Here is a 24787-nt window from a genome sequence, read left to right as displayed (position 1 = left end):
GTCCGACCGACATGCCTGCGCATGCGGATGGACGCCTTTATCCAAAGCACTGTTTCGCCGCCGTTGGCGAAAGAAGTGCGAATACCCTGAAAGTACAGCAAGGAGCGTGCCAGGTCAGGGAGGTCGCTGCTGCGCGGCTTTCCGCGTGCCCCAGTCCCACGGATGCACTTTGCTAACGCAGCCTGCGCACAGCGGTTGTGCATCTACCTCCGGAGAGGTAGCCGCGCCGCACCTCTCACTGGGACGCGGGCGGCTGCGCCATCGCGGCCACCGCCAGCACCGCCTGAGCAATGTCGAAAATGCGCTTATTCTGGTTCATGGCGCTTTTGCGCAGCGCCTGCCACGCCGCCTGTTCGCCGTAGCCGTGCTGCTGCATCAGCCAGGCCTTCGCCTGATCGATCACCCGCCGCTCTTCTAAGGTGGCGCGCATGGTCGCCAGCTCATCCGCCTGACGCTGCAGACGCTGCGCCTGCTCGCGCACCAGCGACAGAACCGAGCGGCCAAGCTGGTGCGCCAGCCCGTCGCTGTGCAGCCGGGTCTGCTCTTCCGGCAGCCAGTCGGCGCCGGCGATATAGAGGCTGAAGCTCTGGTCCGCCGCCAGGGCAGGCTGCGCGGCTTCGCTCTGCGCCGCCTGGATCGCCTGCCGACAGCGCGTCATCAGCGTGGCGGTGAGGTGATCCTCCAGCTTTTTCATCTGATCGATGCGGGCGCTAAGCAGCGAGAACCAGCGCAGCGTGCCCGACTCTTCCGCCTGGCCGAGCGTGCAGGCGATGCGCCGCAGCCGCTCCACTTCCCGGCTGGCGGACGCCAGCGGACGCCAGCGGGCCAGCGCATCGGCGTCGGCAAACTGGCTGAAGGTGGCGAAACTCTGCTCCTGCGCTGCGATCAGCGCCACCATGCGCTGACGCTGCTCGTCGCTGAAGCGGCCGGCGGCGAAGCCTGCCGATCCGGTGGCGCGCTCCTGTCCCGCCAGCTCTTTGCCCTGCATAAAGCTGAACAGCGCAATCAGCGCGCGGGAAATATCGGGATGGCTGGCGGTATCCGCCGCTTCGAACACCAGGTTCAGCAGGGTGCGGATCACCTGGTTGAACGCCTGCATCGACTGCGCCTGATCGCGCTCGCCCGCCAGCATCTGCGCGCGCAGGCCAGGCAGCGCCGCCAGCGCCTGCAGCGCGGCGGCGATCAGGTTGCAGAAGCGGCTGTCGCCGGGATGGGCGGCGGCGGGCGGCAGCGCCCGGGTAAAGCGTTGGATCGCCGCGCTCACCTCGCCCTCGCGCGCCAGACGCTCCTGGGCAAACAGCCGACCCTGCGAGCAAATCCAGATATTGCTGGCGCCACGCTCGCGCTGAAGCTGATGGATCAATTCGCTCAGCGCTGCGATCAGCTGGCCGGTATGCACCAGCCGTTGCAGGCTGGCGATGTCGCTGTCGCGCGATGCCTGGAGATATGCCAGCGCGTCGGTCATGGGGATCACCTTTTGCTCAGAGTCGCCTTATTTGGGCAAAACGAAGCAAAAGCCGTGCCGGTTTATGGAAAAAGTGCGATCGCTCTCACCCGTATATTCTGAAAATAGCCGGCGCCAGAGAGGAAGCGCAAAAGGCACAGGCGGCTGAAGCAATTAAAAAAATTTAATAATTTCCCATTCCCGGTGGCCCATGACAAAATAGCGTGCTTCATAATTCATCACGTTACGTCATTCATTCGTAAATTTCGTTTAACTGAACTACCCAGCGACCTTTTTCGGCATCTTTGCGCGCCGCGCGCCAGGCTGGCTAGCATGGCTTTAGCGACAGCGCAATGGTTTGAAATCTCAAAAGTCTTAGGTAGACTGGATGCAGTACTATCCTGATGTAATTTTTCTGTTTTTTTAGCTGATGCTGTGAAGGCATGATGCAGGTTGCGGGTCGTCACCAGCATGACGATGGCGACGTATTATGCAGTTACTCTGATGAAATCGAGGAACATGGTGAAAAAGAGTCTTGCGTTAATGCTGCTGGCGACATTGACCCTGGCGGGCTGTAAAGCGCCGCCGCCGTCTGTCACCGATGACACGCTGGTCACCAGCGAAGTCAATGGCGTTAAGTTGGTGCATCGTCATGCGGTCGCCGCGCCTGCCGAGTTTACTCCGGTTAATGAGACCTGGCGCGCGCTCTATGCGGCGTCGGTAATGACCACGCCCGACTACGGCGGCAAAGTGGTGCGTTATCTTGAAACCGGCAAGCCGTTCGAAGTGCTGGGCAGCGTCGAAAATCACTGGCTGGCGATCGCCGACCAGGCAGACGGCCCGCTGATCGGCTATGTTCCGCTGAAAGCGGGCGTGGAGAGCAGCCGTTACGACGCCACGCTGCGCAGCGATCGTCCGCGGCCGCGCGGCAAGAATAAGCAGGTCTGCGTCGATGTCGGCGGCGCCAGCAAAGCGTGCCGCACCAACGATACCGCGACCTGGATCTTAGACTGATAATGAAATCCGGCGCATATTGCCAGTTTGTCATCCCTGAGCTCGCCACTCAGGGATCTGTTCTTGTCTGGAAGAATCCCCGTTAATGACTCAGGAATCGCAGGCCGCAGAGGCGAACGCCTCGGGCAACGATAATCTTTTACTGCAGGCTGCGGCGCCGCTGCTGAACGCCGTGGTACAGCTTCGCCAGGCGGTGACGCACGACGATCCCGCCGGCCTGCGTCAGTCGCTGATTGATGAAATCCGCCAGTTCGAGCAGCGCTGCAAGCAGGCGGGCCTGCCGTTCGAGATGATTATCGGCGCGCGCTACTGCCTGTGCAGCGCGCTGGACGAGGCCGCTGCGCAAACGCCATGGGGCACGCGCGGCGTCTGGTCCGGCAACGGCATGCTGGTGACCTTTCACAACGAAAGCTGGGGCGGCGAAAAATTTTTCCAGCTGCTGTCGCGCATTTCGCAGAGCCCGGCCCAGCACCTCTGGCTGCTGGAGGTGGTGCACTACTGCCTGCTGCTCGGCTACGAAGGCCGCTATCGCGGCAGCGACAGCGGACGCGTGCAGTGCGACGCCATTCGCAAGCGTCTCGCGAAGCTGATCGAGGAGACGCGCCAGCCGCAAAGCGGGAACGCCAGGCCGCTGGTCGAGGTGCATCCTCTGGTCAGCAGCATCTCGCGCCCGATGATCCCGCTCTGGGCCTGCGCTACCGTCGCCGCGCTGCTCGCCTGCCTGCTCTACAGCGCTCTGAACTGGCGGCTCGGCAACGACGCCGAACCGCTGCTGCGCGCCATTTATCAGACGCCGCTGCCGCAGATCACCGTTGGGCGCCGTCCCTCTTCGCCGCAGGCGCTGCTCGATTTGCGCCAGCGCCTTAACGACGTTATCGCCGCCGGCCAGCTTGAAGTCAGCGACGGCGCGTTCGGCAGCAAGGTGATTATTCCCGCCGACAAGCTGTTCGCCGAACAGGGCACCGCCATCAATCCGGTCGGCCGCGCCTTGCTGGCCCGCGTCGCCACGGCGATGAAGAACGTCAAAGGCACGGTGCTGGTGTCGGTCTTTACCGACAATCGTCCAGTGGACAATAGCCGCTTCGCCTCCAGCTATGAATTTTCGTTCGCCCGCGCCCGCGCCGTGACCCAGCTGCTGCAATCGCAGCTTGCCGACGGCCATGCGATCCGCTCTGAAGGACGCGGCGACAGCGACCCCCTGCTGCCCAACGACAGCAACGAAAACCGCACTCGCAACCGCCGCGTCGAAATTACGCTGTTCGCCGCGCCGGAAACGCTCAGTAATCATCAGGGAACCCAGTAATGCGCGCATCCTTACGCCCTGTTCTCACCCATCGCCTGTTGTGGAGTTTTATCGGCGTGACGGCGCTGAGCTGTCTCGTCTGGATCCTCGGCCCGTTCTGGAGCTGGGGAGAGACTCGCCCGCTGGAGCAGGCGCTACCGCGCCAGCTGACGGTGGGCCTGCTCTTTTTCATCTGGATTTTGTTTCAGTTTATCCCTTCGCTCTATCGCGCCTGGTTCAACAGCAAGCTGCTCAATAACCTGCAGCAGGCGGGCGCGGAAGATCTCTCCGATCGCCACGCGACCGAGGAGCTGCTCACCCAGCGCTTCAGCGAGGCGGTGATGCAGCTAAAACGCATGCCCCTTAGCCGCAAAAGCAACAGCCGCTGGCTGGCGCGCGTGCAGTCGAGCTATCTCTATCAGCTGCCGTGGTATCTGGTGATCGGCGCGCCCGGCGCGGGCAAAACCACCGCGCTGCTCAACGCCGGGCTCGACTTTCCCCTGACCGACAGCGTCGGCAAGACCGCGATCCGCGGCGTAGGCGGCACCCGCCACTGCGACTGGTGGTTTACCGACCAGGCCGTGCTGATCGACACCGCCGGACGCTATACCCTGCAGGAGAGCCAGCGCGTGCGCGACGCCAGCGAGTGGCACAGCTTTATCAATTTGCTGAAGCGCTATCGCACGCGGCAGCCGATCAACGGCGTGATCATGACCCTCAGCGTGGCGGATCTGCTAAGCGAATCGGCCGAGGCGCGCTATGCCCAGGCGAGCGCCATGCGCAATCGGCTGAGCGAGCTGCACCAGCAGACCGGCATTCACTTTCCGGTCTACGTCATGGTGACCAAAACCGATCTGCTGAAAGGCTTTATGGGCTATTTCGGCGCGCTGGAGAAGCGCCAGCGCGACGCCATCTGGGGCTTTACCTTCCCCTGGGAGCCGGGCAAGCCGCATAAAGATGACTGGCACCGCAGCTTTCATCAGCAGTTCCACCGGCTGGAGCAGCAGCTTCAGCAGCAGCTCAGCCATAAGATGGCGCAGGAGCGGGATCTTGGCCAGCGCGCCGACTGCTTCCTTTTTCCGCAGGAGTTCGCCTCGCTGCGCCCGCTGCTGAGCGAGTATCTCGACGTGGTTTTCTCCGACCAGCAGGAGTCGATCGCCTGGAGCGCCCGCGGCCTCTTCTTTACCAGCGGCACCCAGGAGGGCCTGCCCTTCGACCGTATTATGGGCGAGCTAAGCCGCAAGCTGCAGCTGCCGCAGGCAGGCGGTCAGACCATCGCCGCCTGGGACAGCGTCAACCGCAACAGCCCGATCCCCGGCAACAAGGGCCAGAGCTTTTTTATCCGCGATCTGCTCAGCGACCTGGTGTTCCGCGAAAGCGGCCTTGCCGGCAGCAACCGCCACTGGGAGCACCGCAACCAGCTGTTCCACTGGATTGGCTACGGCGTGCTGGCGGGCGCGTTGACCATCGCCTCCGGACTCTGGCTGATCAGCTTTTTCCAGAACCAGCGCTACCTCAGCCAGGTGGCGGAGCGCGTGCCGGTTATCGCCACCCAGAGCCAGCAGGTAATCCATCAGCCAGCGGATAATATTTTTGATCTGCTTCCCTTTTTGAACAACCTGGTGAAACTGCCGCTCTCTGACCGATTTTCACTGGATAATCCGCCGGTTACGATGCGCGCCGGGCTTTATCGCGGCACCCAGGTCAGCGACGCCGCCTGGGCGCTTTATCAAAATGCGCTAAAGTCTTTGCTATTGCCGCGCGTCGCGCAGCAGATCACTAACCTGCTGCGAAACGACAAGGGCGACGACAATGAGTACAGCCGCAACGCGCTGCGCGCCTATCAGATGCTCTATCAGCCGCGCAACTACGACGGCGAATTTTTACGCGCCTGGCTGATGCAGAATTTGCAGCGTTCGCTGCCTGAGAACGTCAGCGCGCGCGACCTGCAGCAGCTCGACTGGCACCTCAGCCAGCTGCTGGATCAGCAGATTCAGTCTTCGCCCTATGCGCGCGACAACGCGCTGATGATGCGCAAGCTTGCGGAAAATCTTAAAAATGCGGGTCGCGAAGGCAGCGCGCTGGCCGTGACGCCGGCGGCAGACGCGCAGCGATTGACCGCGCATAGCGAGTAATGATGAGGTGAGTATGGCTGCGATCGTTGCCCCCGGCTGGTACGGGAAGCTCCCCTCAACCGGCGATTTTCTTCGTCACCGGTTGAGCGAGAAACATATCGCGCCCTGGACCCATTGGTTTCAGCAGGGGCTGATGCACTGGCAAAGCCAGGAGCAGGCGGCCACCAGCTGGTTTTTGCAGGCGCCGGTATGGAACTTCGTTCTGCCGATCACGCCGGGCGTGCAGCAGGTGCAGATGGGCTGCCTGATGCCCTCGTGCGATCGCGTGGGCCGCGCCTGGCCGCTGCTGGCGCTGCGCACCTTTCCGCTCAGCCAGTGGCATCCGGCGCAGCTCGCTATTTCCGGCGACTGGTTTCAGGACTTAGGCGCCACGCTCTATCAGGCGGTGCAAGTGCAGATCGCCCCGGCCCAGCTGGAGCAGCAGATGCAGGCGCTGCCGCGGCTGCTGGTGCCGGAGAAGCAGCGTTCCGACATTATGGACGTTATCGGCTTTAGCGATCTGCCCTGTACGCTGAGCTGGCGCGAGGTGGCGGACCGCTTCGATCCCCAGCAGCATATCAGCTACTGGTGGACCAACCGCTGCGACGGCTTCGCCCATGCGACGCACAAGCACAGCGGCAACCTGACGGCGCAACTGTTTTTATTACTTTTTAACCCGGCGGCAGGTACTCAGCCGGGACGTAACGGCCTCTATCCGCCGATGTTCGAATAACGGCCTTGCGTTTGCCCATCAGACACGGGATGACTCATGCAATTTACCATTGTGCAGTGCAATACGGATGTTCCGGTAAAAACCGTGGCGTTTCAGCCGCCCGGCGGCACCATCGGCCGTAGCCAGGATAACGATCTGGTATTGCCGGACGAATCGCGCGCTATTTCGCGCTTGCAGGCGCTGGTGCACCTTTCCGCCGACGGCGAGTGCCGCCTGACCAACCAGGGCAGCGTGACCGCGGTGGTGCACAACGGCGTCGCGCTCGAGCGGGGAATGCAGGTTCAGCTGCGCCATGGGGATGCGCTGCAAATCGGCGAATATCAGCTTGCCGTGCAGGATCCGGCGCGCGCCGACGCGTCGAAGGACGATCCGCTGGCGCTGTTCGTCAGCGAACTGCAGTTAGAGGGCGATCCGCTGGGCATGTTTGAGGTCGAACCAACGGCGAGCGTTCTCTCTGCGGCGCCTGCTTCGTCGCGCCACAGCGATGCGCGGCTGGCGATCGATCCGCAAAAGAGCGAGGCGCCGCGCCCGACCGGCATCGCTTCACAGGATCAGGAGAAGCTAATCGCCGCGCTGCTGGAGGGGATGGGGCTGAACAACGGCCACGCCACGCCGATCGACGAAGAGCAGATGCGCGTTACGGGACGGATGCTGAGCCTCTTTTCGCAGGGCACGGTCGCGCTGCTGTCGTCGCGCCAGATCCTGAAGCGTGGCGTCAAGGCGGATATGACCATGATCCTGAACGAGGCGAACAATCCCTTTAAGATCCTGCCCTCCGGCAAAACCGTGCTGATGCAGATGTATCAGAGCCAGATGCCCGGCTTTATGCCGCCGGAGCAGGCGGTGCGCGACGCGCTGGTGGATCTGCAGGCGCATCAGCTCGGCATGATCGCCGGTATTCGCGCCATTATCGCCGCCATGCTGCAGTCGTTTAACCCGCAGCGTCTGGAAGAGCAGGCGCGCAGCGAGGGCGTGCTGCCCAAACTCCCCTTCTCCGCCGCCCGAAAAGCCGCGCTCTGGGACTACTTTACGCGTAATTATCAGCGCACCGCCGGCGAGATCGAAGATGACTTCCACACCCTGTTCGGCGAAGCCTTTCTGCACGCCTACGATGTGGAAGTAAACCAGTATAAAGATTCGCAGACCCGGACGGACGACGCATGAAGATTGTATTTGCCAGCCGCTGCCAGCAGGGGCTGCGCGACGAGAACCAGGACCGCACCGGCGCGGAGATCACTGATGAGAAAGCCTGCTTTGTGGTCTGCGACGGCGTGGCAGGCCTTGCAGGCGGCGATCGCGCCGCACAGCTGGTGCGCGATACCCTGCTCGCCGATCTGCGCGACCAGCCGCGGCTGACGCCGGAGAACACGCTTGCGGCGATTGAACGCTGCCGCGCGGCGCTGCGCGAGGCGCAGGCGCAGCAGCCGGGTTTCTCCCGCATGAGCACCACGCTGGCGGCCCTGTTTATCGACCGCCCACAGCGGCGCGCCTGGTGGGCGCACGCCGGCGACAGCCGGGTGTACCACTTTCGCCACGGCACGCTGTTCGACGTCACGCGCGATCACAGTCTGGCGCAGCAGTTAAAGGATGCGGGCTATGAAAATACCGGCATTAACAGTAATTTACTCTATAATGCGCTCGGCGCGGATCCGGCGCGTCCGGTGACCTTCTCCGCCGAGCTGGCGCTGGAGGATGGCGACGCCTTTCTGGTCTGCACCGACGGTTTCTGGCTTAATCTGACGGCCAGAGAAATGGAGCAGGCGCTGCGCATGGTGAACGCCTGCGAAGAGTGGCTGGCGCTGATGGAAAAAGCGGTCAGCCGCAGCGTGAAAAAGGACAATCTCAGCGCGCTCTCTGTGTGGATCGGCGAACCTCAGGACGCCACGTTGCTTTATTCTGCGGCGGATTCGGCACGTTTTCTGCCGCCCCGCGACTGATACCAAGGATCCTTATGAAATTGTGGTTGTCCGGCATTGCGACCTTGCTTATCGCTTTCAGCGCGCAGGCCGAAGATTATCGCGTGGTTTACTCTCCCAGCCTGGCGCTGGAAGTTTTTATCGACGGTGTAAAAAGCAAAGCGCCCGACGACTGGTGCAAAGAGTCGCTGCCGCTGCGCATCGTTTCGGGCAAAAGCACCGATTCCGCCGTGCTGACGACTTTTTTGCCGCGCGTCGGTACCCTGCTGGCGAACCAGTGCGGCACGCTGGATGAGCTGCCCTGGCAGATGACCAACAAAGAGGGCGGCGTGCTGGCCAGCGGCAGCGCCAGCAAGCTGCAAAACTGGCGGCCGATTGTCATGGCCGACGCGACCGCCAGCGCCAGCGCCGCCAACGCGGCGCCGCTCGACCTGTCGCGTCCGGCCAACAGCGCGCCGCTGCAGCATTTCGATCTGCCCGGCGGTTGCCGCTTCCGCACCTCGTGGGACGCCGACGGCCAGTCGCTGTTTATTCCAGACGTCGCGCAGGCGCAGTGCCCGCACGACGGCTGGCTGGAAGGCAAAAGCGCGTTAATCCTGGCAAGCAAGGGCAAAAACACGCCTCTGCCGGTCACCTTCTATCAGGGCTACCCTATCGCGAACCTGCAAATCTCCGGCAACTCGCTGCAGGTGGTGGCTGCGAATAAAGAGCGCATGATCGTGACGCGCGCCGATGCTGCGGACAGCTGGCTGGTGCTGCCTTTCGACGAGGCGAGCCACGTCTGGCGCTTTAACGGCGCGCTGCTGGTGAAAATGGACAAAAATACGGCGCAGCAGGATCCGGACGCCGTGAAATCGCGGGTGGAAACGTTGCGTGGTCTTTGGGGACCGCAGTTTATGCCACAGCAAAAAGTGAATGTGTTACTGATCGATACCTTGCACGCCGATCTGGTTGATCCGGCGATAGGTGCGTGGCGTAACATCAATTAATTACAGCGCAGCCTGGCTGCCAGGCGGTGTTCAGAGAGTTCACTATGTCGGCAAATGATAATCAGAAAGCGGTGCCCAACGCGCTCCCTGCGGGATACCGATTTAACGAGTTTGAAATCAAGGAAGTGATTGGCGGCGGCGGGTTTGGCATCGTTTATCGCGCCTGGGATCATCAGCTTGAACGCACCATCGCAATTAAAGAGTATATGCCGGTGTCGCTGGCGGTGCGCGCCGAGGATCTGTCGCTGGAGCTGCGCGGCGAACGCTATCAAAAGCTGTTTAACGCCGGCCTGACCAGCTTTATACAGGAGGCGCGTCTGCTGGCGCGCTTCAACCATCCCGGCCTGCTGCACGTGCTGCGCTTCTGGGAGCAGAACGGTACCGCCTATATGGGCACGCTCTACTACAGCGGCATGACGCTGAAAGAGTGGCAGCAGACCAGCCCGGATGCGGTGAGCGAGGCCTGGATTCGTCGCCTGCTGCCGCCGCTGTTCGGCGCCATCAGCACTATCCATCAGGCGGGCTATCTGCATCGCGATATTTCGCTGGATAATATTCAGATTCAGGAAAACCAGCTGCCGGTGCTGCTCGACTTCGGCTCGGCGCGCAAAGAGATCGGCAATCTGTCGGACGAAACGGAGATTATGCTCAAGCCCGGCTTCGCGCCGATTGAGCAGTACAGCGAAGAGGGTGAAAACGAACAGGGGCCGTGGACCGATATTTACGCGCTCGGCGCGGTGCTGCACAGTCTGATCACCGGCAATCCGCCGCCGGTGAGCGTGGTGCGCTGCATTGAGGATAACTATGAGCCGCTGGTCGAGCGTCAGCCGCCCGGCTATTCGCTGCCGCTGCTTCACGCGGTGGACTGCGCGCTGGCGATGAAGCCTGCCGATCGCCCGCAGTCGATTGACGCCTTTGCGGCGCTTATCGATCTGCCCGTCAGCGACGTGGAGGCGGTGGTCAATAGCCTGCAGCCTGCGCCGGAGCCGCCGCCGGTCGCTGCTGCGCCCGCGCCGACCCTCGTGGTGGAGGAAGAGGAAGTCGTCACGCCCGCGCCGGTAGTGATGGCGGTGAATCACGCCTCGCCCAGCGTCGAGCCGGTAACGCCGCGCAACGCGCGCCGCCTGTCGCCGGGGCTGGTGGCCCTGGCGGCCGCAGCGCTGCTGGCGGTAGTGGTGGTCACCTGGCTGACCAACAGGCGCGACGCGACGCCGGAAAACGCGACGCCTGCGGTGGCGCAAAACCCCGTAGTGAATAGCGCGCCGCCTGCGACGCCCGCTGCGCTGGCGACGGTCTACCTCAAGCTGGAGCGCGGCGCCAACGTGGTGCTCAACGGCCAGCCGGTGGAGGTAAAAACCGGCAGCAACGGTTTCGCCACGCTCAACCTGGCGGCGGGTCAGTATCGTATCGAGGTGCATTCAGGCACCAGCATGCGCGCGCAGTCGCTGGTGATCGACAAGCCAGGCACCTGGCTGCTTAACCCGGGCAACTAGCACGCTTTCGCGGCGTGGATGAACACGCCGCGAGCCTTACCCTTTAGCCCTGCGCGCAGCGAACGCCCGCCTGCAGCGCGCGCACCTGGTGCGCCAGCCGGCTTAAACTCTCCTCTTCCATGCCGCGCTTCGCGAGCTCTTGCTCAAGCGAAAAAAGATACTGCGCGTTGCTGCCCAGCGGGCCGCTTGCCGCTGCGATCAGCGGCGCGATCGCCTCAGGACAGGAGTCCGATTCATAGAGCGGATGGCGCGGATCCATAATAAAGGCCAGCGCGGTGACGCTGCGCCCATCCTCCAGCGTTAATTCGCACCAGGTCGGCAGATAGCAGCCGGTGATCATTTCGCGCTTCCACAGCAGCTCCAGCTCTTCCTGCAGGCGCGTCTCCGGCAGGCGAAACGCCAGGCCGCTGGTCGAACCGCCCTCTTTCAGCGCCAGCATGCGGCCGGGATGGGACGAGGTGCCGCGGCCGGCGATCAGGCGCAGGCAGAAAGCGCGGTGCCATCCCTCCAGCGTGCCGGATGCGACCTCGTCCGCTTCAAAAACAGGATTCCACATCAGCGAACCATAGCCGAAGATCCAGACCGGGCTCTGGTCGGGACGGCAGGCGAGCGTGGCCGCCAGCGATGCGGCGCGCTGCTCGCAGCTCCAGAGCAGCGATTCCTCAATATCGCCGAATGAGGTTTTGCAGTCTGCTTTTAATAAAAATTCTCGGGTTAACAATGCGACCTCCTGACCTTTTAACGTCCTGTCCGACGGGCTCCCTTATAAAATCGGCTAACGGGCGACATTCTTGAGCCGCAGCCTGCACTGACAGTATGCATTTTCTGCACCGCTTTCAAGGCCGCGGCCAGGCGAGAAATTAAAAAAGCGCCGCGTCAGGCCGGCTGCGCCGGCCCCTTCCCGCGCCTACTTCTTAGGGTGCCACTTATCATCGTCCCCTTTTTCATACTCCTTTTTCACCGCCGACCAGGCAACTTTGTGCGCCACTTCTTCCTGAGACTCGTCGCCGCGTCGCTCATCTTTGTCTTTATACTGATCCCAGGCGCTGTTGAACGCCTTCTGATAGATCTCCTGCGCATGCGGCGGCAGTACATGTTTCACGTTATCCGGCAGCGCTTCACGATTTTTGTAAGGCATTGCATTTCCTCCATTAAGGGCCCGCATTAAGCCTGGCGCATGAAGAAAAAATTACAACCTTGTCATTAAGCCCTCCCTTTCTAAAAAATCGGACGAAACGCCTGAAAATAAAGGTTATCAGCATTTTAATTTGCTTTTAAAAGCGTAATTAGTGCCTGACTCATAAAGTTAATACTATGAATAGAAAACAATAAACGATGTTGTTATCTCCTTTTGACGAGATGGTCGTTGATTGTCGAAAAAGTAAAAACCGGTAAATTTTACCCAGATTAAACGGCGAAAAGTTACACTTTCAGAGGTAATAAAAGATCTACTATTTTGTGAAGCCCCGTTGGGTTTCGCCGAAGCATTTCTTTTGAGAGGATGGTGAATGACCACACATGAAAAAACACGTCACAAAGAGTTCTCGCTGATACTTCCCCTCGCCGCCCTGGGCGTGCTGTTTTTCTTCGGCGGACAAACCTCCCTGCCCGCGGTTATCGGCATCAACCTGCTGGCGCTGGTCGCGATCCTCAGCAGCGCCTTTAGCGTGGTGCGCCATGCCGACGTGCTGGCGCACCGGCTGGGCGAGCCCTACGGCTCGCTGATCCTCAGCCTGTCAGTGGTTATCCTTGAGGTCAGCCTGATCTCCGCGCTGATGGCTACGGGCGATGCCGCGCCGGCGCTGATGCGCGACACGCTCTACTCTATCATTATGATCGTCACCGGCGGGCTGGTGGGTTTCTCGCTGCTGCTGGGCGGGCGCAAGTTCGCCACGCAGTATGTGAATCTTGCCGGGGTAAAGCAGTATCTGATCGCCATCTTTCCGCTGGCGATCCTGGTGCTGGTGTTCCCCAACGCGCTGCCGGGCGGCAACTTTACGACCACGCAGGCGCTGCTGATCGCAGCGATTTCGGCGGCGATGTACGGCGTTTTCCTGCTGATTCAGACGCGTACCCACCAGAGTTTATTTGTTTACGAGCATGAAGACGACAGCGATGATGGCGATCCGCACCACGGCAAGCCTTCGGCGCACAGCAGCGTCTGGCACACCGTCTGGCTGATTGTGCATCTGATTGCGGTCATCAGCGTCACCAAGATGAACGCCAATACGCTGGAGCATCTGCTGTCGGAGTTTAATGCGCCCGCGCAGTTCACCGGCTTCCTGGTGGCTTTGCTGATCCTGTCGCCGGAAGGCCTGGGCGCGCTGAAGGCGGTGCTGATGAATCAGGTGCAGCGCGCCATGAACCTCTTTTTCGGCTCGGTGCTGGCGACAATTTCGCTAACCGTGCCGGCGGTGACCATTATCGCCACCCTCACCGACCAGCAGCTGGTGTTCGGCCTTGAGCCGCCGCAGATGGTGATGATGTCAGCGGCGCTCATCCTGTGTCATATCTCGTTTTCAACCGGGCGCACCAACGTGCTGAACGGCGCCGCGCACCTGGCGATTTTTGCCGGCTACCTGCTGACGATCATGCTCTGACATGACGCCTTTCAGAGCACGCATAAGGTAAACGCGGGTGACGTAAAGCGTCCGCGCCAGGGACACAACGCCTGGCCACGGGCGCGCCTCAGGGAAAAGGTGCCTGTCCGCGCGGGACGAGCGGCAAAAAAAAGAGCGACTAACGTCGCTCTTTTTTATTTCGCCGCTGAAGGGCGAGTTACCTGCTGGTATCCAGCTCCGGGAAGCTCTTCACCAGGTCGTCAATCGCCTTCATCTGCATCAGGAACGGCTCCAGCTTATCCAGCGGCAGCGCGGACGGGCCGTCGCACTTCGCGTGATCCGGATCCGGATGCGCTTCGATAAACAGACCGGCAATACCGACCGCCATGCCGGCGCGCGCCAGCTCGCCTACCTGGGCGCGACGTCCGCCGGAAGCGGCGCCGAACGGATCGCGCGTCTGCAGCGCGTGGGTCACGTCGAAAATCACCGGGCTGTTGTTGGTGACTTTCTTCATCACGTTAAAGCCGAGCATATCGACGACCAGATTGTCATAGCCGAAATTGCTGCCGCGATCGCAGAGAATCACCTTATCGTTGCCGCCTTCCGCGAACTTATCCACGATATTGCCCATCTGGCCCGGGCTGACGAACTGCGGCTTCTTGACGTTAATCACCGCGCCGGTCTTCGCCATCGCCTCTACCAGGTCGGTCTGACGCGCCAGGAAGGCGGGCAGCTGGATCACGTCGACCACGTCGGCCACCGGCTGCGCCTGCGACGCCTCGTGCACGTCGGTAATGATCTTCACGCCGAACGCCTGCTTCAGCTCCTGGAAAATCTTCATGCCTTCTTCGAGGCCGGGACCGCGATAGGATTTGATGGAAGAGCGGTTCGCCTTGTCAAAAGAGGCCTTGAACACGTACGGAATGCCGAGCTTGTCGGTGATCTTCACGTAATGTTCGCAAATACGCATGGCGAGATCGCGCGATTCCAGCACGTTCATGCCGCCAAACAGCACGAATGGCAGATCGTTAGCGACCTTGATATCACCAATAGTGACGACTTTCTGAGTCATGCCCTTTCCTTAATGGTGTGGTGCGCTTAGTGCAGCGTCACCTGTTTCTGTTCAATTGCGTGAATTTGCACTTTGATCATCTCGCTGACCGGATCCTCGGGACACTGCTCAACGAAATAGGTTAAATCGTTTAGCGCAATATGATCGCACTCCAGCTGCGCGTAGATCAAACCGCGATCGCGGATCTCGTAAGGGTCGTCCGGATCGATCTGCAACAGCACCTGACTCACGCCCAGCGCCAGCTCCATCTGCTTCTCCTCCATCAGCGCCGCCTTCATGGTGTCGAGCATCTTGCGCATCACGCTAATGGTCTTCGCCTCTTCCAGATCGTCGTCGTAGAGCTTCGCCGTGGGGCTGATGTTGCCCTTCAGCCACACTTCCAGCGTATGGGTATCGAGCGTCTCGCCGTTGAACGGGTTGATGAGCCACATCTCGCCGTCGATCCAGTCGGCGCGCAAAATCAGCTGCGTAGGGAAAATAACCGGCATCAGCGGAATGTCGAGCGCCTGGGCGATATGCAGCAGGATCACGCCCAGCGACACCGCGGTGCCCTGACGCGTCTTGAGCACTTTATCCAGCCAGAGCGCGTCGGAAAGGTTATAGATGCCGCTGGCGCCGCCAAAGCCCCACTGGCGGTAGAAAAGCTCCAGCAGCTTCTCAAGCTGCATGTCGGCGTCCTGTTCGCTGCTCACGTAGCGGCGGGCTTCCGCCACCAGCGTCGCCAGCTGCTCCTGCACGGACGAGGCGGGAAAATCGGCGCGAATCGCGCGGGTGGCGCCAATCACCGCTTCACACAGCGGCGTCTGACTAAAATCTAATTGCTCTGTGGAGGTCATACTATCCCCAATAACGGCATTTTGGTCACCGCCAGCTTAATCACTGTCACCAGCGCGACCAGCGCGACCAGGAAAGCGATCCAGCGCGTACGGCTGGTGCGCGGGCGACGACTCAATGCCACGGAACCTAAGGCGATGTAGATAATAACGCCTAAAAGCTTCTCCGTCAGCCAGCTTCCTTGCGGAGAGAACGGGTAAAAGTGGGTAATCATCACCAGCAGCACGCCAGTCAGCAGTAAAAAGGTGTCGTTAACGTGCGGCGTAATGCGCACCCAGCGGCGCTGCAGCAGCGCCGAGCCGCTGCGCAGCCAGTAAAAACGCACGATAAAAAGCGCAATGCTGATAAACACCGTCAGCAGATGCAGTTGCTTGATAAGCGGATAGTAAGCGGCCATGTAACGTCCTTTTTAAGAGGGAATGCGACCGAGCGTGACGCGCGGATTGCCGCCGTAGTCATTCACGGTCGCGACCTGAAGAAAATCGTGCTGCTGCATCAGCGCGCGCACCGCCGCGTCCTGCTGCCAGCCATGCTCCAGCAGCAGCCAGCCGCCTGGCGCCAGCCACTGCGGCGCCTGGGTGATAAGCAGGCGCAAATCTGCCAGCCCCGCCTCGTCGGCCACCAGCGCGCTGCGCGGTTCGAAACGCACGTCGCCCTGCGAGAGATGCTGGTCGCACGCGTCGATATAGGGAGGGTTGCTGACGATCAGGTCGAAGCGCGCGGCGGGCAGCGCGTCGAACCAGTGGCTCAGAGCGAACGCGGCGTTGGGGATCGCCAGCCGATCGGCATTGCTTTGCGCCAGCGCCACGGCCGCCTCGATGCGATCGACGCCGAGCACCTCGCAGTCGGGCCGTTCGCTCGCCAGCGCCAGCGCGATGGCGCCGGTGCCGGTGCCGAGATCGAGAATGCGCGCCGGCGCGGCGGGCAGGCGCGCCAGCGCCTGCTCTACCAGCACTTCGGTATCGGGTCGCGGGATGAGCGTCGCGTCGGAAACGCGCAGCGGCAGCGACCAGAATTCGCGCTCGCCGATCAGATGCGCCACCGGCTCGCCCTGCACGCGCCGCGCCAGCAGCGCGTCGAGGCGCGTCAGCTGTTCAGGCAGCAGTTCGGTCTCGCCGAACGCCACCAGCCAGCTGCGCGATTTGCCGGTGACGTGCCCCAGCAGGATCTCCGCGTCGCGCTTCGAGCTGTCGCCGCCCTGTAGCGCGGCGACAGCCTGTTTCAGCCAGCCCTGAAACTCCATTACTCCTGACCAGCCAGCGCGGCCAGCTGATCGGCCTGATGCTCCTGCACGATCGGCTCAATCAGGTTATCCAGCTTGCCTTCCATGGTCTCGTCAAGGCGATAGATGGTCAGGTTGATGCGGTGATCGGTAACGCGCCCCTGCGGGAAGTTGTAGGTGCGGATACGATCGGAGCGGTCGCCGCTGCCGAGCAGGTTGCGGCGCGTGCTCGCCTCCGCTTCATGGCGCTTCGCCATCTCTGCGGCGCGAATGCGCGCGCCCAGCACCGCCAGCGCTTTGGCTTTGTTTTTGTGCTGCGAACGCTCATCCTGACACTCCACCACGATGCCGGTCGGCAGGTGGGTGATGCGGATGGCGGAGTCGGTGGTGTTGACGTGCTGGCCGCCCGCGCCAGACGAGCGGAAGGTGTCGATCTTCAGATCGGACGGGTTAATATCCGGCAGCTCCGCCTCCGGCACCTCCGGCATCACCGCCACGGTACAGGCCGAGGTATGGATACGCCCCTGGGATTCGGTTTCCGGCACGCGCTGCACGCGGTGGCCGCCCGACTCAAACTTCAGGCGTCCATAGGCGCCGTCGCCGGTGACGCGGGCGATGACCTCTTTATAGCCGCCGTGCTCGCCCTCGTTGGCGCTGACGATCTCCACGCGCCAGCGGCGGGCTTCAGCGTAGCGGCTGTACATGCGGAACAGGTCGCCGGCGAAGATCGCCGCCTCGTCGCCGCCGGTGCCGGCGCGCACTTCGATAAAGCAGGCGCGTTCGTCGTCAGGATCCTTCGGCAGCAGCAGCACCTGCAGCTGCTGCTCCAGCCGCTCGCTCTCGGCGCGCGCCTGCTGCAACTCTTCCTGCGCCATATCGCGCATCTCGGCATCGTCCAGCATCATCTGGGCGGTTTCGATATCTTCCTGCGTCTGCTGCCACGCGCGGAAACATTGGGTCACGTCGGTTAACTGCGCATATTCGCGCGAGAGCGCGCGGAAGCGGTCCTGATCGGCGATAACGCTGGCGTCGCCGAGCATCGCTTCCACTTCTTCGTGGCGCTCCTGCAGCGCTTCCAGTTTGGCAACAATAGAGGTTTTCATGTCGTGATGGGATTCTCGTCACAGAGGGCAACAGCCCGTGAGTCTACTCGAGACCGAGGCTGTCGCGAAGCAATTGCAGGCGTTCAGTGTCGCCGTCGCGGGCGGCCTGCTGCAGGGATTTGGTTGGTGCGTGAATTAAACGGTTGGTCAGCTTGTGCGCCAGCTCCTGCAGGACTTTCTGCGGATCGGCGCCCTGCTGCAGCGCGGCCAGCGCGCGCGATTCGAGATCGGCGCGCACGCTTTCCGCCTGAGAGCGGTATTCGCGAATGGTCTCGACCGCGCTCTGGGCGCGCAGCCAGGACATAAATTCGCCGCTCTCCTGCACCACGATGCTTTCGGCCTGTACGGCGGCGGCTTTGCGCTGCGCCATATTCTGCTCGATGATCGCCTGCAGGTCGTCGACGCTGTAGAGATAGGCGTTAGGCAGCTTGCCCACTTCCGGCTCCACGTCGCGCGGCACGGCGATATCCACCAGCAGCACCGGTTTGTTGCGGCGCGCTTTCAGCGCGCGCTCCATCATCCCTTTGCCGATAATCGGCAGCGGGCTGGCGGTGGAGGAGATGACGATATCGGCGTCCGCGAGGCGCGCGTCGATGTCGCCGAGGCCGATCACTTCCGCGCCGACCTCTTCCGCCAGCCGCTCGGCGCGCTCGCGCGTGCGGTTGGCGATAATCAGCTTCTGCACTTTATGTTCGCGCAGGTGGCGAGCCACCAGCTCGATGGTTTCGCCCGCGCCGACCAGCAGCACGTTGACCGTTGAGAGCGATTCGAAGATCTGACGCGCCAGGGTGCAGGCGGCGAAAGCGACCGACACCGCGCTGGCGCCGATTTCCGTCTCGGTGCGCACGCGTTTGGCGACCGAGAAAGTTTTCTGGAACATCCGCTCCAGCTCGCTGCTCAGCGCATGGCCGCGCTGCGAATCGGCGAAGGCTTTTTTCACCTGGCCGAGAATTTGCGGCTCGCCCAGCACCAGCGAGTCGAGGCCGCTCGCCACACGCATCAAATGGCTGACCGCCGCGTTGTCCTGATGCCAGTAGAGACTTTGACGCACGTCCTCTTCATTGAGATGGTGATAGTCACACAGCCAGCGCACCAGGCGCTCCTGCAGATCCGCCTGCTGCTCTACGCTAAGGTAGAGTTCGGTGCGGTTGCAGGTAGAGAGAACGACGCCGCTCTGCACCATCGGCTGGGAAAGCAGGCTGTCGAGCGCCTGTTCCAGCACGTCCGGCCCGAACGCGACGCGTTCGCGCAGCGCGACAGGTGCAGTTTTATGATTGATTCCGAGAGCGAGCAGCGTCATGGCGATAAAAGTTGGGATGTCCCAATAATGTCAGGGTTTTGTGATGCGCATTCTACAAGATGCGGCAGATCATGAAAAGCCATACAAAGGCTATGACTGTAATAAGATTAAACTGATCGTGCGCAATTTTCCTGTAATCAGCATTGACGGTTCATAAGCGGATCGCTAGCGTTATCGGTTACGAATTAAAAACGTGTCCGAGGAGATGACCACGTGATGACCTATTCACCACGCACTATGTTGCGCCTTTTGCCGCTGGCGAGCGTTCTGCTCACCGCCTGCGCCGTTAATCAGCCTCAGGGCCCCGGCCCGAGCACGACCGCGCCGCAGTGGCAGCAGCATCAGCAGGACGTGGCGAAAGTCACGCACTACCAGACACGCGGCGCCTTCGCCTATCTTTCCGACAAGCAGAAAGTCTACGCGCGCTTTAACTGGCAGCAGACCGCCCCGGACCGCTATCGCCTGCTGCTGACCAACCCGCTCGGCAGCACCGAACTGCAGCTCGACGCTCAGGGCGACACCGTACAGATCGTGGATAACAAAGGCAAACGCTACGTCAGCAACGACGCGGAGAAGATGATCTCTCAGCTGACCGGCATGAATATTCCGCTCGCCAACCTGCGCCAGTGGATGATGGGCCTGCCGGGCGACGCCAGCGACTATCAGCTCAACAGCAATTATCAGCTTAAGAGCCTGAACTACAGCAGCGACGGCCAGAAGTGGCAGGTCGCGATTCAGGACTACGACAGCAAATCCACCCCGCCGCTGCCGTCGAACCTGGAGCTGCGCGAAGGCGACCAGCGCATCAAACTGCGTATGGATAGCTGGACCCTGCAATGATCACCACCTGGCCCGCTCCGGCAAAGCTCAACCTTTTTCTCTATATCACCGGCCGTCGCGCAGACGGCTACCATAACCTGCAGACGCTGTTTCAGTTTCTCGACTACGGCGACAGCCTGCATATCACGCCGGACAGCAGCGGCCGCGTCAGCCTGACCACGCCGGTCGACGGCGTCGCCCATGACGACAACCTGATTGTTCGCGCGGCGATGCTGCTGCGCCAGGCGGCGCAGGCGCAGCACCGGCTGCCAACCGACGCCGGCGCGCAGATCGCCATAGAAAAGCGGCTGCCGATGGGCGGCGGGCTGGGCGGCGGCTCCTCGAACGCCGCCACCGTGCTGGTGGCGCTGAATCACCTGTGGGGCGTCGGTTTCTCTCTGGAGGCGCTGGCGGAGCTGGGAATTAAGCTTGGCGCGGACGTGCCGGTGTTCGTCAGAGGGTTCGCCGCTTTTGCCCAGGGCGTCGGCGAGCAGCTTCAGCCCGCCGATCCGGCGGAAAAATGGTATCTGGTGGCGCATCCCGGCGTAAGCGTTCCCACGCCGCTGGTATTTAACGATCCGCAGCTTACGCGCGATACGCCGGTGCGTTCGCTGGCGGCGCTTTTATCGACGCCCTTTCACAATGATTGCGAGGCAGTGGTAAGAAAACGTTTTCGCGAGGTTGATGAGCTTGTTTCCTGGCTGCTAGAATACGCGCCGTCGCGCCTGACTGGCACTGGCGCTTGCGTGTTTGCCGAATTTGACACCGAGTCAGCCGCTCGTCAGGTGCTGGAACTCGCCCCGAAATGGGTATGCGGATTTGTCGCGCGAGGCGTTAACGTCTCGCCTCTGCATCGCACCCTTTCCGGGCTGTAAGCGCATGTGTGACAGTGTCACCCTGTTCCAGACGCTGCACGCTGCGCATTAACACACCCGTATGAACATGCGCTGCGGTATGCGCCGGTTACCGTAACGCCGTTCATTCTCTGGACGCCAAGCCTGAGGTTCTTCTCGTGCCTGATATGAAGCTATTTGCTGGTAACGCCACCCCGGAACTAGCACAACGTATTGCCAACCGCCTTTACACCAGCCTCGGAGACGCCGCAGTGGGCCGTTTCAGCGATGGCGAAGTGAGTGTACAAATTAACGAAAATGTACGCGGTGGTGATATTTTCATCATCCAGTCCACCTGTGCTCCCACCAATGATAATCTGATGGAACTGGTTGTGATGGTCGACGCGCTGCGTCGAGCTTCTGCTGGTCGTATTACCGCGGTTATTCCCTACTTCGGCTATGCCCGTCAGGACCGCCGCGTGCGCTCCGCTCGCGTGCCGATTACCGCTAAAGTGGTCGCGGATTTCCTTTCCAGCGTTGGCGTCGATCGCGTTCTGACGGTCGATCTTCACGCCGAGCAAATCCAGGGCTTCTTTGACGTCCCGGTTGATAACGTTTTCGGCAGCCCGATCCTGCTGGAAGACATGCTGCAAATTGGTCTGGAAAACCCGATTGTGGTTTCCCCGGACATCGGCGGCGTCGTGCGTGCTCGCGCGATCGCCAAACTGCTCAACGATACCGATATGGCTATCATCGATAAACGTCGTCCGCGCGCGAACGTTTCTCAGGTGATGCACATCATCGGCGACGTGGCGGGCCGCGACTGCGTGCTGGTCGACGATATGATCGACACCGGCGGCACGCTGTGCAAAGCGGCGGAAGCGTTGAAAGAGCGCGGCGCGAAACGCGTCTTCGCCTACGCGACTCACCCGATTTTCTCCGGCAACGCGGTAGAGAATCTGCGTAAATCGGTTATCGATCAGGTTATCGTCTGCGACACCATCCCGCTTTCTGAAGAGATGAAGTCGCTGCCGAACGTTCGTACCCTGACGCTTTCCGGCATGCTGGCTGAAGCGATCCGCCGTATCAGCAACGAAGAATCTATCTCGGCGATGTTCGAGCACTGATTTTCGCCTAATAAAAAAACCGGGCCATGCGCCCGGTTTTTTTATGGCTGAAACAGCGGATCAGTGGTGCGGCGTGCGGCGGCAGCGCTCGTCATAGTGGCGGTGCCAGAAGTAGCGGTCTTCGATCCTTTCGCGTCCGCTAACGCGCGCGCCGGCGAGCCACAGCAGCGCGCCGATAAAGATGCCGAGGATAGCGCCCTGCGCCAGCAGCGCCGGCATCTGAATGCTCGGCAGTTGATTAAGCACGGAGAAGATGATGCTGGAGACCATTACGATCAGCCCCACGATCATCAGGACGTTTCCTGCTTTTCGACAATGTTGATGTTTCATAACTCACCTCTGTCCATATGAACAAGCCCAACAAACCGCACATAATGTTAACTTGACATAAGTTTAGGCAATGACCTCTGGACAAATTGCGTCCAGGATCACAAACCCTAATAAAGGCTGACCTAAATTTACCTTCAGAAGCTTGATTTAAATAACAAAATAGTTAATCACGCGACGTAACCATATCGCTTTAGCTAAGTTTGTTCTCTTCTCTGCCGCGAAGTACACTAACGCCTTTTCACCACCTGAGCAGGATAATCATCGTGAGCAGCATTAAACTGATTGTGGGCCTGGCCAATCCCGGCGCGGAGTACGCCGCCACGCGGCATAACGCGGGCGCCTGGTATCTCGATTTGCTGGCGGAGCGTCATAATCAGTCGCTAAAGGAAGAGGCGAAATTCTTCGGTTATACCGCGCGTATCAGCCTGGCGGGCGAAGATGTGCGTCTTCTGGTGCCGACCACCTTTATGAACCTCAGCGGCAAGGCCGTGGCGGCGATGGCGACCTTTTTCCGCATCGCGCCGGAAGAGATTCTGGTGGCGCACGATGAGCTCGATCTGCCGCCTGGCGTCGCGAAGTTCAAACAGGGCGGCGGCCATGGCGGCCATAACGGCCTGAAAGACATCATCAGCAAGCTGGGCAACAACAATAACTTTCACCGCCTGCGCATCGGCATCGGCCATCCGGGCGATCGCAACAAGGTGACGGGATTTGTGCTGGGCAAGCCGCCCGCCAGCGAGCAGAAGCTGATCGATGACGCGATTGATGAAGCGGCGCGCTGTACCGAAGTGTGGCTGAAAGAGGATCGCCTGAAGGCGATGAACCGGCTGCACGCGTTCAAGGCGAGCTAAACGCCCTGCCCGCGCGATTTCTGTGTATAATGCGCCAAATTTTTTCGTTTCCGGCAATGCCTGCAGCAGGCGTTGCACCTCAAGTTAGAAGGGTAACCAACCATGGGATTCAAATGCGGTATCGTGGGTCTGCCGAACGTCGGTAAATCCACCCTGTTCAACGCGCTGACTAAAGCGGGCATCGAAGCGGCTAACTTCCCCTTCTGCACCATTGAGCCCAACACCGGCGTGGTGCCGATGCCGGATCCGCGCCTTGATCAGCTGGCGGAGATCGTCAAACCGCAGCGTCTGGTGCCGACCACCATGGAGTTCGTCGACATCGCGGGCCTGGTGAAAGGCGCGTCGAAAGGCGAAGGCCTGGGTAACCAGTTCCTGACCAACATCCGCGAAACCGAAGCGATCGGCCACGTCGTACGCTGCTTTGAGAATGAAAACATCATTCACGTCGCGGGCAAAGTGGATCCGGCGGAAGATATCGACGTGATCAACACCGAACTGGCGCTGTCCGATCTGGAAACCTGCGAGCGCGCCATTCAGCGCGTGCAGAAGAAAGCCAAAGGCGGCGACAAAGACGCGAAGGTCGAGCTGGCCGCGCTGGAGAAGTGCCTGCCGCATCTGGAAAACGCCGGTATGCTGCGCGCGCTGAAGCTGGACGCCGACGAGAAAGCGGCGATTCGCTACCTGAGCTTCCTGACGCTGAAGCCGACCATGTATATCGCCAACGTCAACGAAGACGGTTTCGAGAACAATCCTTACCTCGACCAGGTGCGCGCCATCGCTGAAGCGGAAGGCTCCGTCGTGGTGCCGGTCTGTGCTGCCGTAGAGTCAGATATCGCCGAGCTGGACGATGAAGATCGCGCCGAGTTTATGGCCGAACTGGGTCTGGAAGAGCCGGGCCTGAACCGCGTTATCCGCGCCGGTTACGCGCTGCTGAACCTGCAGACCTACTTCACCGCAGGCGTGAAAGAAGTGCGCGCCTGGACTATCCCGGTCGGCGCCACCGCACCGCAGGCGGCGGGCAAGATCCATACCGACTTCGAAAAAGGCTTTATCCGCGCGCAGACCATCGCGTTTGAAGACTTTATCGCCTACAAAGGCGAACAAGGCGCGAAAGAAGCGGGCAAGATGCGTTCAGAAGGGAAAGAGTACATCGTTAAAGATGGCGATGTGATGAACTTCCTGTTCAACGTCTAAACAAGCTTTGTTGTCTCATGAAGTTTCATTGAATCTCACAGGCATCAAAAAATATAAAATCCACGCAATTGCGTGGATTTTTCATTTCATAAAGCCTCAATTTATTGAATCGCCACGGATAATCCAGACACTTCCGAGCCGTTGATAATATTTTTTCGTATTCAGCGGGTGGCCTCTGATCGCTCGAGCCATACCGACTGTATTGATTCATTAGAAGTACGACATTAACCGGGAAGAGACTGGAGAATGTGGAAATTCACGAGAGGCCTTGTAGGGCAAGTGCTGTGAAGAGTACGCAGTCAGAAAAAGAGGTATCTGATGAACCAGGATAAAATTAGAATTTCTGTCGGCTGATTCACTAAAAAAACGAATCAGAATTTCTCTTTTTAAATTTTATTTTATCCTTTAAAAAACCTTCAAAGCTGGTAACAGAGCGGTTTGGGTCACCTGCTTGTGGTCAAGTCTTACGTATCTACTCCATGTAAATCAAACTTTTCATTAAGTTAGAAAAGATTGGTGCAAGCTTTGAAGACTTGAATGTGATTTTCTCTATTAA

24 protein-coding genes are annotated in these 24787 nt (G+C 60.5%); 14 read left to right on the top strand and 10 right to left on the bottom strand.

Features of this window, described 5'->3' with window-relative positions:
• Positions 1-235 precede the first annotated feature (235 nt).
• Complete coding sequence (locus HA46_RS00910; RefSeq protein ID WP_084881903.1) at positions 236-1465, bottom strand: nitrate regulatory protein; 1230 nt, start codon at positions 1463-1465, stop codon at positions 236-238.
• A 498-nt stretch (positions 1466-1963) separates the two neighbouring features.
• Between HA46_RS00910 and HA46_RS00905 the strand changes: the two genes are divergently transcribed.
• The 8 genes from HA46_RS00905 (at position 1964) to HA46_RS00870 (ending at position 10985) form a co-directional block, all read left to right on the top strand.
• On the top strand, positions 1964-2458 hold the full coding sequence (locus HA46_RS00905) for an SH3 domain-containing protein (RefSeq protein WP_179944743.1): 495 nt from the start codon (positions 1964-1966) through the stop codon (positions 2456-2458).
• Positions 2459-2543: 85 nt separating this feature from the next.
• On the top strand, positions 2544-3761 hold the full coding sequence (gene icmH, locus HA46_RS00900; RefSeq protein ID WP_033789739.1) for a type IVB secretion system protein IcmH/DotU: 1218 nt from the start codon (positions 2544-2546) through the stop codon (positions 3759-3761).
• On the top strand, positions 3761-5875 hold the full coding sequence (tssM, locus tag HA46_RS00895; RefSeq protein WP_084881902.1) for a type VI secretion system membrane subunit TssM: 2115 nt from the start codon (positions 3761-3763) through the stop codon (positions 5873-5875). Before icmH ends, tssM begins: the two co-directional genes overlap by 1 nt.
• Positions 5876-5888: 13 nt before the next feature.
• Entirely contained in the window at positions 5889-6587 is a 699-nt protein-coding gene (gene tagF / locus HA46_RS00890) for a type VI secretion system-associated protein TagF (protein ID WP_084881901.1), read from the top strand.
• Positions 6588-6623: 36 nt separating this feature from the next.
• A complete protein-coding gene (gene tagH / locus HA46_RS00885; protein ID WP_084881900.1) occupies positions 6624-7751 on the top strand; it encodes a type VI secretion system-associated FHA domain protein TagH in 1128 nt (375 codons plus the stop codon).
• Complete coding sequence (locus tag HA46_RS00880; protein WP_084881899.1) at positions 7748-8524, top strand: PP2C family protein-serine/threonine phosphatase; 777 nt, start codon at positions 7748-7750, stop codon at positions 8522-8524. Before tagH ends, HA46_RS00880 begins: the two co-directional genes overlap by 4 nt.
• 14 nt (positions 8525-8538) lie before the next feature.
• Positions 8539-9492, top strand: coding sequence for a hypothetical protein (locus HA46_RS00875; protein WP_033789732.1), 954 nt, complete (start codon positions 8539-8541; stop codon positions 9490-9492).
• A gap of 44 nt (positions 9493-9536) precedes the next feature.
• Entirely contained in the window at positions 9537-10985 is a 1449-nt protein-coding gene (locus HA46_RS00870) for a serine/threonine protein kinase (protein WP_084881898.1), read from the top strand.
• 43 nt (positions 10986-11028) lie between these two features.
• Here the strand turns inward: HA46_RS00870 and HA46_RS00865 are convergent, their stop codons facing one another.
• Positions 11029-11706, bottom strand: a complete 678-nt coding sequence (locus tag HA46_RS00865) for a gamma-glutamylcyclotransferase (RefSeq protein WP_033789730.1) — start codon at positions 11704-11706, stop codon at positions 11029-11031.
• Between the two features lie 186 nt (positions 11707-11892).
• Complete coding sequence (chaB, locus tag HA46_RS00860; protein WP_033747642.1) at positions 11893-12123, bottom strand: putative cation transport regulator ChaB; 231 nt, start codon at positions 12121-12123, stop codon at positions 11893-11895.
• A 370-nt stretch (positions 12124-12493) separates the two neighbouring features.
• On the opposite strand from chaB, the gene chaA reads away from it, so the two are divergent.
• Positions 12494-13585: a sodium-potassium/proton antiporter ChaA gene (chaA, locus tag HA46_RS00855; RefSeq protein WP_033789729.1), complete on the top strand. Its 1092-nt coding sequence runs from the start codon at positions 12494-12496 to the stop codon at positions 13583-13585.
• 178 nt (positions 13586-13763) lie between these two features.
• Here chaA and kdsA read toward each other — a convergent pair whose 3' ends face one another.
• Genes kdsA through hemA form a run of 6 tightly spaced genes read right to left on the bottom strand, consistent with a single transcriptional unit; the run spans position 13764 to position 19077 of the window.
• Positions 13764-14618, bottom strand: coding sequence for a 3-deoxy-8-phosphooctulonate synthase (gene kdsA / locus HA46_RS00850; protein ID WP_084881897.1), 855 nt, complete (start codon positions 14616-14618; stop codon positions 13764-13766).
• Positions 14619-14644: 26 nt separating this feature from the next.
• A complete protein-coding gene (gene sirB1, locus HA46_RS00845; RefSeq protein ID WP_033789725.1) occupies positions 14645-15454 on the bottom strand; it encodes an invasion regulator SirB1 in 810 nt (269 codons plus the stop codon).
• Positions 15451-15849: a SirB2 family protein gene (locus tag HA46_RS00840; protein WP_084881896.1), complete on the bottom strand. Its 399-nt coding sequence runs from the start codon at positions 15847-15849 to the stop codon at positions 15451-15453. The genes sirB1 and HA46_RS00840 overlap by 4 nt, the downstream gene beginning before the upstream one ends.
• A 12-nt stretch (positions 15850-15861) precedes the next feature.
• Positions 15862-16695, bottom strand: coding sequence for a peptide chain release factor N(5)-glutamine methyltransferase (gene prmC, locus HA46_RS00835; protein WP_084881895.1), 834 nt, complete (start codon positions 16693-16695; stop codon positions 15862-15864).
• The gene (gene prfA, locus HA46_RS00830) at positions 16695-17777 is read right to left on the bottom strand and encodes a peptide chain release factor 1 (protein ID WP_033789718.1); all 1083 of its coding nucleotides are present in this window, start codon (positions 17775-17777) and stop codon (positions 16695-16697) included. Before prfA ends, prmC begins: the two co-directional genes overlap by 1 nt.
• Before the next feature lie 43 nt (positions 17778-17820).
• Positions 17821-19077 (bottom strand): glutamyl-tRNA reductase, encoded by a 1257-nt coding sequence (gene hemA / locus HA46_RS00825; protein ID WP_033789716.1) that lies wholly within the window; start codon positions 19075-19077, stop codon positions 17821-17823.
• Positions 19078-19293: 216 nt separating this feature from the next.
• Between hemA and lolB the strand changes: the two genes are divergently transcribed.
• From lolB to prs, 3 genes are all read left to right on the top strand, one after another.
• On the top strand, positions 19294-19917 hold the full coding sequence (gene lolB, locus HA46_RS00820) for a lipoprotein insertase outer membrane protein LolB (protein ID WP_084881894.1): 624 nt from the start codon (positions 19294-19296) through the stop codon (positions 19915-19917).
• The gene (gene ispE, locus HA46_RS00815) at positions 19914-20771 is read left to right on the top strand and encodes a 4-(cytidine 5'-diphospho)-2-C-methyl-D-erythritol kinase (protein ID WP_084881893.1); all 858 of its coding nucleotides are present in this window, start codon (positions 19914-19916) and stop codon (positions 20769-20771) included. The genes lolB and ispE overlap by 4 nt, the downstream gene beginning before the upstream one ends.
• A gap of 137 nt (positions 20772-20908) precedes the next feature.
• Positions 20909-21856, top strand: coding sequence for a ribose-phosphate diphosphokinase (gene prs, locus HA46_RS00805; protein WP_006118899.1), 948 nt, complete (start codon positions 20909-20911; stop codon positions 21854-21856).
• 60 nt (positions 21857-21916) lie between these two features.
• On the opposite strand, the gene ychH is transcribed toward prs, so the two are convergent.
• Positions 21917-22186, bottom strand: a complete 270-nt coding sequence (gene ychH / locus HA46_RS00800; RefSeq protein WP_033789710.1) for a stress-induced protein YchH — start codon at positions 22184-22186, stop codon at positions 21917-21919.
• 263 nt (positions 22187-22449) lie between these two features.
• Between ychH and pth the strand changes: the two genes are divergently transcribed.
• A complete protein-coding gene (gene pth, locus HA46_RS00795) occupies positions 22450-23037 on the top strand; it encodes an aminoacyl-tRNA hydrolase (RefSeq protein WP_033747682.1) in 588 nt (195 codons plus the stop codon).
• Between the two features lie 102 nt (positions 23038-23139).
• The gene (ychF, locus tag HA46_RS00790) at positions 23140-24231 is read left to right on the top strand and encodes a redox-regulated ATPase YchF (protein WP_033789708.1); all 1092 of its coding nucleotides are present in this window, start codon (positions 23140-23142) and stop codon (positions 24229-24231) included.
• The last annotated feature ends 556 nt before the right edge of the window (positions 24232-24787 follow it).

It is taken from the genome of Pantoea septica (assembly GCF_002095575.1).
GTDB lineage: Bacteria > Pseudomonadota > Gammaproteobacteria > Enterobacterales > Enterobacteriaceae > Pantoea > Pantoea septica.
The sequence above is the reverse complement of the archived record's forward strand: the minus strand, read 5'-3'. Positions and strand labels throughout refer to the sequence as shown.